Origin of the sequence: Vibrio nigripulchritudo ATCC 27043 (assembly GCF_000222685.1) — a bacterium.
In the GTDB taxonomy this organism is placed as follows: domain Bacteria; phylum Pseudomonadota; class Gammaproteobacteria; order Enterobacterales; family Vibrionaceae; genus Vibrio; species Vibrio nigripulchritudo.
This window is the reverse complement of the sequence record NZ_AFWJ01000069.1, coordinates 1-10306: the sequence shown is the minus strand read 5'-3', so window position 1 is coordinate 10306 and position 10306 is coordinate 1. Positions and strand designations below refer to the sequence as shown.

Annotated in this window: 9 protein-coding genes and 1 tRNA gene; 5 read left to right on the top strand and 5 right to left on the bottom strand. The window is 44.5% G+C overall.

Going from position 1 to position 10306, the window contains the following annotated elements; all coding sequences use genetic code 11:
- The 3 genes from RH89_RS30495 to RH89_RS07890 form a co-directional block, all read left to right on the top strand.
- Positions 1-642: response regulator (locus tag RH89_RS30495; protein WP_004400893.1), on the top strand; the 642-nt coding region annotated here is incomplete at its 5' end.
- A 292-nt stretch (positions 643-934) separates the two neighbouring features.
- Positions 935-1384, top strand: a complete 450-nt coding sequence (locus RH89_RS07895; protein WP_004400892.1) for an L-alanine exporter AlaE — start codon at positions 935-937, stop codon at positions 1382-1384.
- Between the two features lie 151 nt (positions 1385-1535).
- A tRNA-Ser gene (locus RH89_RS07890) sits at positions 1536-1623 on the top strand.
- A 100-nt stretch (positions 1624-1723) separates the two neighbouring features.
- On the opposite strand, the gene RH89_RS30330 is transcribed toward RH89_RS07890, so the two are convergent.
- From RH89_RS30330 to RH89_RS07880, 3 genes are all read right to left on the bottom strand, one after another.
- Complete coding sequence (locus RH89_RS30330; protein WP_244410407.1) at positions 1724-1984, bottom strand: 3'-5' exonuclease; 261 nt, start codon at positions 1982-1984, stop codon at positions 1724-1726.
- Entirely contained in the window at positions 1930-3570 is a 1641-nt protein-coding gene (locus RH89_RS07885) for a DEAD/DEAH box helicase (protein WP_004400890.1), read from the bottom strand. The genes RH89_RS30330 and RH89_RS07885 overlap by 55 nt, the downstream gene beginning before the upstream one ends.
- Positions 3571-3676: 106 nt before the next feature.
- Positions 3677-4579 carry a pyridoxal-phosphate dependent enzyme gene (locus RH89_RS07880; protein WP_004400889.1) on the bottom strand — a complete coding sequence of 301 codons (903 nt, stop codon included), beginning with the start codon at positions 4577-4579 and terminating at the stop codon, positions 3677-3679.
- A gap of 348 nt (positions 4580-4927) precedes the next feature.
- Here RH89_RS07880 and RH89_RS07875 point away from each other — a divergent pair, with 348 nt between their 5' ends.
- A complete protein-coding gene (locus tag RH89_RS07875; protein WP_004400887.1) occupies positions 4928-6490 on the top strand; it encodes an ArnT family glycosyltransferase in 1563 nt (520 codons plus the stop codon).
- Positions 6481-6888 carry a GtrA family protein gene (locus tag RH89_RS07870; protein ID WP_004400885.1) on the top strand — a complete coding sequence of 136 codons (408 nt, stop codon included), beginning with the start codon at positions 6481-6483 and terminating at the stop codon, positions 6886-6888. The genes RH89_RS07875 and RH89_RS07870 overlap by 10 nt, the downstream gene beginning before the upstream one ends.
- 75 nt (positions 6889-6963) lie before the next feature.
- Here RH89_RS07870 and RH89_RS07865 read toward each other — a convergent pair whose 3' ends face one another.
- Positions 6964-9201: a YgiQ family radical SAM protein gene (locus tag RH89_RS07865; RefSeq protein WP_038145278.1), complete on the bottom strand. Its 2238-nt coding sequence runs from the start codon at positions 9199-9201 to the stop codon at positions 6964-6966.
- A gap of 152 nt (positions 9202-9353) precedes the next feature.
- The coding region (locus RH89_RS29420) for a response regulator (RefSeq protein ID WP_004400882.1) at positions 9354-10306 on the bottom strand (953 nt) is incomplete at its 5' end.

Sequence of the window (10306 nt, the reverse complement as noted above, 5' to 3'; positions counted from 1 at the left end):
AATGGCTTAACCGCCCTTATCGTTGAAGATAACAGAACCAATACCATGATCATGGATGCGTTCCTGCGCAGTAAAGGCTTTGAGACAACCAGTGTGGTAGATGGAGCCAAAGCCGTCGATATTCTTTCGCAATGCACATTTGATTTGGTTCTTATGGATAACCACATGCCTGTGATGGATGGAATCGAAGCGACAGAACGGATCCGAAACTTAAATCACCCCTCTTCAAAAGGTTTGATTCTTGGCTGTACGGCAGATGTATTTAAAGAAACCAGAGAAAAGATGCTAAAAGCCGGTGCAGACCACATCCTTGCCAAGCCAATAGATGAAAGAGAATTGGATGACGTATTAATAAAGTTCTCTGATCGATTAACGCGTTCGTTGCCACACGCTAGCCACTCATCCACTCAAGAGCCTCAATCCTCGAATAATGAGAAGCTTCTGGTTGACCTTTATGTGTCGCTGGATAACCAGGACTTTGAAAAAGCAAAAAGCATACTCAGAGTCATTGTTAGTCAAGATAGAAATAAATTTAACAACGAAGAGCGCGAAGCCATAGATAAGATCTCGGCAGCACTTGAAGGGAACAATGTCCCTTCGGAAGATGACATAAACGTGCTGACACTCAGTTTGGCTGAGTAATTTTGTAAATTAACAACAAGTCAACATCCTAAGCCAAGCAAAAGCTTGGCTTTTTTACATCTTAAGCCTTCATGTTGGTATGGTTTAACCCTAAAAGCTTTCATGACAGTGAAAATCTCTAACTTTCGAACATAACCTAGTTGTAAATTTACAACAAAAATAAAAATTTGAAATATAAAACTGAATAATTCGTGATTTAATAGCCTTATTATCTAGTTAAAATGCAGTTATCTAGATTTCTTGTTTGTATTTTTAATAATATTCTAGTTATTAGTTCTTTAAAGGTAAGGTAATGAGTTCGAAAGCGCCTTTTTGCATTCGCCACGCTGCGGCGGATACATTTGCAATGGTGGTGTTCAGTTTTGTCGTCGGCATGCTGATTGAGATTTTTGTATCTGGAATGACTTTTGAGCAGTCTTTGCAATCCAGAACGCTTTCGATACCGGTAAACATTGCCATAGCCTGGCCATATGGCGTATTCCGTGATTGGGTATTGAACCAAGGTGGTCGTATCCATACCGGAGAGCTGATGAAGCGCATTTCAGATGTCGTTGCATACGTTTTATTCCAATCACCAGTTTATGCCGCCATTCTTTGGTTTGTTGGTGCCTCGACCGATCAAATCCTGACAGCAGTTGCAAGTAACGCCATAGTATCTTGTGGCTTGGGCGTTCTGTATGGCTACTTCTTAGATAATTGCCGTAAATGGTTCCGTGTACCGGGTTATGCTCAACGGGTTTAAAATCATACAAACTGTATGGAAAATGAGTGTTTTAGCTAATTTCTGAGCGAACAGACATAAAAATACATTTTTTTTCTGATAAGCACTTGACCCTCAACCGCATAATCATTAAATTAGCGCCCCGTTGAGACGCAAAGTTCAACAACAATTCGGTGAGTTGTCCGAGTGGCTGAAGGAGCACGCCTGGAAAGTGTGTATACGGCAACGTATCGAGAGTTCGAATCTCTCACTCACCGCCACATTCGAAGCCCTAGCAGAAATGCTGGGGCTTTTTCGTTTCTAGATAACCTAACTCAGCTTATTAAACTCTTAGGTGCAGTTAAAATTGAGAAATTAGCGTTACGTGATGGCTTGTTCTAGCTGTTGGCTGAGTTTGTTCTCTCTGTGGTAAGTAGTAAGCAAGTTTTTAGTTGCCCTTGTGAAACCCACATACATAATACGCGCAGTGTCGATTTCTTGTTGTTCATCTTTTGGTAGGTAGCTACCATCGATCATTATAACGGTTTCAAATTCCAGCCCTTTACTGCTACGAACAGGGATAAGACTTATTTTTTGTGCTCTTGGATCATACTTTTTTTGTACCCAGAAGATGCTAACCATTGAAATGGAACGTCAGACTTCTTCAACACCTCAGCCATTTCCTTCCCTGTTGTATGAGTGGGATACAAAATCGCAATTTCTTTAAGATCGTGCCCCTTTGTTCGCCAGTGTTTAATACAACGCACAACGAAATCTGCTTCTTGAATTACACTATTGAATTTTTTTAAAACAGGTATTTTTCCAGTACATCCTGCTTCTTCAGGCTCTATTAGTGGAATGTCTTTATGTTTGAAGCCTTCAAAGTACTTTTTAGCAAATTTATAAGAAAAGTTAAGAATTTCTCGTGTATTACGGTAGTTTAGCTTGAGAATAGTGGTACGTCCTTGCGCCTGTATGCCCACGCTTGATAAAGAGAAGTCGAGCGCATTCCTTTTCTTATATATAGACTGAGCATCATCATATAGAAGTAGGAGTGAATTTGTTTCGGGATCAACCATTTTGGTGACCAGTGTTAACCACTCTGGTTCAAAATCATGTCCTTCGTCAATCAGCACAGCACCATATTGACCAGATGGGATTTGACCTAACTCCACTCCTTGAATAACTGATTCGACATTAAGTTCAAAGGCTTTACGATCTTTATCCTGTATTTGATTTACATGATAGGTCTTTAGCTGCTGTCCGCACCAGTCATGAAAATGATAGATCTGCACTTTGCTTTCGACCCTTTTTTCCTCAATAAAAGAACGTAGTTTCGCTGCTAGAGTGATGTTATAGCACAGGACTAAAATGGGCTTACAAAGCGTATCTGCGAGGTGTAAGCATCGATAACCGAGGATTAAAGTCTTTCCTGAACCTGCTACTCCATGAATAACACGGTGCCTTTCTCCTAGGCTTCTCGCTAACTGTTCTTGCTGAACATCCATTATTTTAACAATATCCGGAATAGCTTCTGGGAGTCTAACTTTATCTGATTCTTCATCTTCGAACAGAGAACTATGCGAGTGGTTTATGCGAATTTCAGGATAAAGATGCCAGCGAATGCGATCTATTTGAGGTAGCGTAAGTTTATAGTCAAATTGGTAGTTAAACATTTCCCATAGACGAGCTTGAAAATGTTCGGGATCACTTGACTCCGTCATCTCATCACTACAAATGACAAGATGGCTTTGTAAAACGTTTTCTTGAGCATCAAACGGAATCGCATCGTTGAATTGCTTGCGAGATATAAATGGAAATACAACCCCATAGCCGTAGGGAAAACATAGTTTTCCTTTGTAATTAGGGTTCTGGCTAAGTAGTTGTTTGTCTTTCGCTAGTTTGTTGATAACTGTATAGGTGCATTGACGAACTTGCTCAATTGGGTTTGCTAAGGTCTTTAACCCATTATTTGTTCGTAGCTCAACTTGTATGGCGGTGATAGAGCTGACGTTATCTATTTTCCAATCCTTTACTTCAAGAAACAAAAGCCCACGCTGTGGATGAAGAACAATAAAATTCGGATAACGCCTAATTCTCCCTACTGGGATATCGAACCAACAGAGATAGTCATCTTCTAGCAAAGATTCTAAACGTCGAGCAAAGCGTTTTTCGCCTTGTTCCATTTTACTTAGGCATGTGTTTAAAGAGGGGATCAGCTCAGCCATAAAAATCCACTAACAACAATTTTTTATAAATTTAAAGTGGATTCAATATGAGATTAAACTCTTATGTTTTGAGAGTTAGAACTAAGTCTCATAATGAATGTGTTTACTACCCAAATTTCCTCAAATACCTTGGCAGCATAGTTTCGTTACCGAGTAACCCACCTTGGTGAATGTAGAGTAGTGTCCCGTGCTTTTCCTGTGTGTAGTCTTGCATTAAGCATCGCCACATCAGTGGGTCGTAAAGTAAATCGAATTCAACATCGGTTTGTGTTTTTAGCTTGTTCCAAATCTCAAAATCGGCTTGGTAGAGTTTGCCAAAGTGGTGCTTTTTGCCTGAATCGAGAATGATGGGAAAGCTGGGTTCTTGAAGTGATTGCCATTGCTGTTTTAAATAGCCATTTCCGCCCACGCAGGCACAGGTTAAAACTTGGATGTTGTGGTGTTTCAGATGCTTTTGAAGGTAGAGCGATGTTGTGCCTGTTCCGGATGGCAGTGCGACGGTGAGCTTTTCAATATTTTGCTCTCGCTGCCATGTGGCTATTTCTTCTGCTAGTTGCTTTACACCATACTCCGCTATATCACATCTACCGCCTTCTGGTATAAATAAGCACTTTTCATGGGGCTTTCTTATCTCGTGAATGTAACGTTCACAGTTAAGCCCGTTTGGGTTGGATTGCTTGCTCAGGTCAATGATAAAGGCGCCAAGCTCAAGAGCTGCGCGATAGTTTCCCTTCGGGTTTTCCGCCACATAACTTGGAATATGGTCAACATAGTATTCCAGCTTCCACCCTTTTAGTTTGGCTAGTGCTGCTAGTGAATACAGTGAGTTTGCCTGTACAGAACCGTATCCGATGAGCGTGCTAATGCCTTGCTGCTCTGCTTCCAACAACTTCATGAATTTTCGTGCTTTGTTGCCACTAAATTGAGGGTGCAGAAGCTCGTCTCTTTTTAGGTAAAAGGGAATGTGTTCGAATTGGTGGTATGTGACCGGACTGGCAGAGAGTTTCATTGAGGTAAGCAGTTAGATAAAAAAGCAATCTTACCAATTTTTAGGGAAGATTCGGCAAATTCAGGTCATCGCTTCCTAGGCGTAACATTTTCTTTCTGAATACTGCATCTTAAAGTGACTTGGGTATATAATGCTGCCTTCGTGCGATATCGAGCGCACGGTTTAGACCTACATCTGCAGTAAAACTGAGTTTCTACAAGCCTTACTTTTTTTGTCTGAGTCAGGCGATAATGTTTTTGTGTGTCATTGAGCAGGTCTAGGGATTCGAATTCAATCATATAAAAGAATGAACTTACTCAAGTTTTGTATATCTCAGGGTAGGGCATTTGAATTAATAGAGGTAGAGAAGTGAAGCTAACTTCCAAACATTTATGGTTTTTGCTGGGAGCAGCCTTGCTAATCAGGCTTGTGTCTCTTGGCATCATGCCATTAATGGATACAACTGAAGCGAGATACGGCGAACAGGCTCGAATTATGGTGGAAACAGGAAACTGGTTAACACCTATGTTCGATTACGACGAGCCATTTTTAGGCAAACCGCCTATGTTTACATGGCTAAGTGCCGTGGGTATTGAAGTTTTCGGTGTGTCAGAGTTTGCAGTGCGGTTCCCTCACTGGGTTGTTGGCGTTATGACTATCGCATTAGGTTGCTTCTTCGCTAAACGAGTTGGCATCGACCCACTTAAAACTGCGTTAGTAATGGCTACCATTCCGGTTTTCTCTATTTCCTCCGGCGCCGTTATGACGGATATGGCGCTCACGTTCTCTTTAACCCTTGCCATGATCGGCTTCTTCTTTAGTTGGCGGGGCGAACGAATCTGGGGCTACATTGGCTTCTTTGGTTTAGGGCTGGCGCTGCTCTCTAAAGGTCCGATGGCGATTGTTCTGATGGGGCTTTCTATACTGCCATTCCTAGTGATTCAACACGGTTTCGTTGGTGCTTTCGTTCAACTTTGGAAACGCATCCCAATTGTGGGTGGTTTGGTTCTGATGTGCGTGATTTCGTTTCCTTGGTACATCATGGCGGAACAGGCGAACCCAGGATTCCTTGAATACTTCATTGTTGGCGAGCACTTTAACCGCTTCTTAGTCAGTGGTTGGGAAGGGGACCGTTACGGTAACGCTCACGACGAACCACGCGGCATGATTTGGCTGTTCCTGATGCTGGCAGCATTGCCTTGGTCTGTGGTTTTGCCTTTGCTTGCGGTGTTCCGCTTTACCCGATTGAAAGAGAAGCTGTCTGAACTTCCGGGTGTGTTTGTCTTCCTGCTGTTCTGGGTGCTATCGCCACTCATTCTGTTTACTTTCTCGGGTAATATTCTGGCGACTTACGTTCTGCCGGGTATGCCAGCGTTCGCTCTATTGGTCGCGTATCTGACGGAAAGCAAAGTCAGCTACAAAGTTACCTTCTTTAAGTTCTTAGCGATTACTGGTCTCGTGATTATCGCGGTTTCTGTTTACGTCGCAACAGAGCTTAAGAACGATGCAATCATCTACTATGTTGCGGGTGCTGCCATTCTCGTTGCTGGGATCGCGTTCCTGTTCAGAGATAAAGCGTTCAACTTCAACTGGTTTACGTTTACGTCTTACATTTCGCCTATCATCCTGATCATTGCGATCTGCGTGGTGATGTTTAAGACAGGTAATGAGCGAAGCGACAAGATGTTGTTTGTCGATGTGGATCATTCTAAGCCGACTTTCTATGTGGAAGGTGGTCGTCCGTTCTCTGGTCAGTACTACAGCTTTGGTCAAGCCAAGCGCCTTCACAATATGGACCAGCTAAAGGGGCATGAAAACGGCTACTACATTATTGGTCCTAACGAACGTATTGAAGGGTTTGTCGAAAGACACAACCTAAGCTGTACGTTTGAAGTGGCGTCACCTAAGCGTTCTCGTTACCTATGCCAGTAATTTTTCAGCATCGTCTGTTTAAATTTGCGCTTGTCGGCGGTATCGGCTTTGTTGTCGATACCGCTGTGTTTGCGCTTTTTCTGTATGTTATTGAAACTCCGATTTTTGCAGCCAGGGTGATAGCCTTTATTGTGGCTGCGACGGCAACCTGGCTGGGCAACCGTACGCTCACATTTGGCGACCGCGAGAAAACCGACAAGGCAAAACAGTGGCAAAAGCACATGGTTGCGGCCGCTTTTTCTGCCATCCCCAATCTAGGTGTGTTCAAACTGGTGATTGCCATATTTGGCGAACAAGGCTACATGCCATTTGTTGCTCTTGTGGCGGGTATTCTGGTGGGAATGTTCAGCAACTACTTCCTGAGTTCCAAGTGGGTGTTTGCCGACAAACAAGCTTAGAACTCAACAAAATTGGACATTAAAAATGCGACCATTTGGTCGCATTTTTATTGGAACAAATAAGGTCAACAGACCCTAAGCTCGGCTTCTCTGCTTGTGTTTAGGTTTGTTGTTCCCTTTTGGTTTAGGTTTCCCTTGCCCTCTAGAGTCTTCTTTCTGCGCTTTTCCTTTACGTGACTGTTCTTTGCGAGCCTGGTCTTTACGAATATCCGGTTGGTTTTTCGTGTGTTTTGTTGCAAAGCGATTCGCACCGTGGCGACCAGAGCGTCTGCGCTGTGCTGGCGTTTTCGAATCCACGTCTTCAGCAGGGATCAGGCAACCCGGTTTGTCACCGATAAGATGTTTCTTACCCATGGATATCAGTGCTTCCCGAATCATTGGCCAGTTTGCTGGATCGTGATAGCGCAACAGGGCTTTGTGAAGGCGACGTTGCCTCTCACCCTTGGCAACGGGAACATCTTCACGCTGTTTGTACTTCACTCGCTTAAGCGGGTTGGTTTCCGAATAGTACATAGACGTGGCGTTACACATCGGAGAAGGGTAGAAGTTCTGAACCTGATCGCACTCGAAGTTGTTGGCTTTTAACCACAACGCCAGGTTGACCATGTCTTCCTCTTCTGTACCCGGGTGGGCAGCAATGAAATAGGGGATCAGGTACTGCTTCTTACCCGCTTCTTTGCTGTATTTTTCAAACATCTCTTTGAAGCGGTCATAGGTGCCCATGCCCGGTTTCATCATTTTGTCGAGAGGTTCTTTTTCGGTATGTTCAGGAGCAATCTTCAGATAACCCCCTACATGGTGAGTCACCAGCTCTTTCACATATTCAGGAGACTCAATAGCCAAGTCGTAACGCACACCGGAGGCAATCATCACTTTCTTGATGCCTTTTACCTGCCTTGCCTCGCGATACAGATCAATGGTGTGTTTGTGGTCGGTATCCAGCTTGTGGCAAATTCCCGGAAAAACACACGATGGGCGACGACAGTTGATTTCTGCCTTAGGATCGGAGCAGCCTAGTCGGTACATGTTCGCTGTCGGGCCACCAAGGTCAGAGATGGTGCCAGTAAAGCCCGGTACTTTATCGCGAATCTCTTCGAGCTCATTGATGATCGATTCTTTAGAACGGTTCTGAATGATTCGACCTTCGTGCTCGGTGATGGAACAGAAAGAGCAGCCACCAAAACACCCACGCATGATATTGACCGATGTCTTGATCATGTCATAAGCCGGAATTTTTGCTTTGCCATACATAGGGTGAGGGACACGTGCATAAGGCAGCCCGAACACAAAATCCATCTCCTCGGTGGTAAGAGGAATCGGCGCCTGGTTAACCCAAAGCTCTCGGTCACCATGCTTTTGGATGAGTGCGCGACCCGAGTACGGGTTGGTTTCCAGATGCATGATTCGGCTAGCATGGGCGTACAGAATGCGATCGTTTTTTAGCTTCTCAAACGGCGGTATGCGAACTGCGGTGGTTTTGGCATCGTGTCTTGATGGCTGAACGGCGACAACCTTGGCTTTCTCTTCCTCTTTCGGTTTCGTCTCGCACTGAGTTTCAACCTGATACGGATTGGTAGGTACAAATGCCTTACCGGGTTTTTCGATTCTGGAAGAGTCGATGACTTTGAAATGTTCAGGTGCGCTCGGCAGGTTCACCGCCGTGCCCCGAATATTGGTTAATGTGGTGATGTCCTCGCCATTTGCAATGCGGTGCGCGACTTCTACCAGCGCACGCTCTGCGTTACCAAACAGCAGAATATCGGCTTTGGCATCAAACAAAACCGAGCGACGAACTTTGTCAGACCAGTAATCGTAGTGTGCAATGCGTCTAAGGCTGGCTTCAATACCACCCAGAACAATCGGTGCGTCTTTATAAGCTTCGCGGCAGCGTTGTGAATACACCAGCGTTGCGCGGTCGGGGCGTTTTCCACCTTCGTTATTAGGAGTGTATGCGTCGTCGTGGCGAAGTTTTTTGTCAGCGGTATAACGGTTGATCATGGAGTCCATGTTGCCCGCAGTAACACCGAAAAACAGGTTAGGTTTTCCCAACTCCATAAAAGCGGATTTATCCTTCCACTCTGGCTGTGCCAAAATGCCAACACGGAAACCTTGTGATTCAAGCAGGCGACCGATGATTGCCATACCAAAACTTGGGTGATCGACATACGCGTCGCCCGTCACAATGATAATGTCGCAACTGTCCCATCCAAGTGCGTCCATTTCTTTCCTGCTGGTGGGAAGAAATGGGGCGACGCCGTAGCACTCTGCCCAGTATTTTGGATATTGGTTGATAGGAGTTGGTGTGTTGTGCATTTTTTAACCTCAGCGTTAGGAGGCGGGAATTATAACGGCACAAAACCCTTCTGACTAGGTTATCATTTTACATGAGAATTATTCGCATTAACTTCGCCGTAAAGCCTTGTTCAGAAAGGCTTCAGGGAAATTAGTTACAGGTAGGAAATGGGTCAGTTTAGGTACTGGTTTAGCTTGGTAAACAGCAACTCCTGTTGGCTTGAAATACGAGATATGATTGCCGCATCAGGGGCACTGTTTTCAGTTTTTACGTGCTGTTCGATTTCATCCATCACCGAACTGAACCTCTGAGCCCCAATCAAGCTGCTGGTTCCTTTCAGAGTGTGCGAGTGAATTTTTATATCTTCAACGTTATCCGCGCTGATCGCCTCAATCAATTGCTCAATTTGGTCGGGCGCTTCTTCCACAAACGCGCTGATGACCACGTTCAATGCCATGTCGTCATGGTAAACCCGCTCCATCGCATCGCTTTTATCCCATATTCGCCCCAGTTCTGTGTCTTTCTCGTCCATATCCGGTTCACTGGATTCTTCAGTGTATGTAAGTGAAGACGCATGGCTAAGCCATTTAGACAATACTTCTTCCAGACTATCAGGGTTTACCGGTTTACTGATGTAATCACTCATTCCGGCGGCGAGGCATTTTTCCATGTCGCCTTTCATGGCATTGGCCGTCATTGCAATAATGGGGATACCTCTATACTGCTTTCCGCCCTCTCCATCGCGAATTGCCATTGTTGCTTCATAGCCATCCATCTCTGGCATCTGGCAATCCATTAAGATGAGCTGGTAAGCGCTGGCTGGTTGGCTCAACGCCTCCAAAGCCTCAATTCCATTGCTAGCAATATCCGATTGAATTCCGATGTTTTCCAACATGCCCTGTGCAACGATCTGGTTGATGTCATTATCTTCAACCAACAAAATTCGATTTTCTGATAAATTCTGCATTCTGGATTCCTTTGACGTTGCATGCAGGTTCTCATCTGGAACCTCGTTATTATTGTGTGTGTCCGTTGTCTCTTCTGTGATTTCACCGTGTCGAAGCACAACAGAGAAATGGAAAATCGAGCCTTTGCCCCAATGACTTTCTACCCGGATCTCTCCAT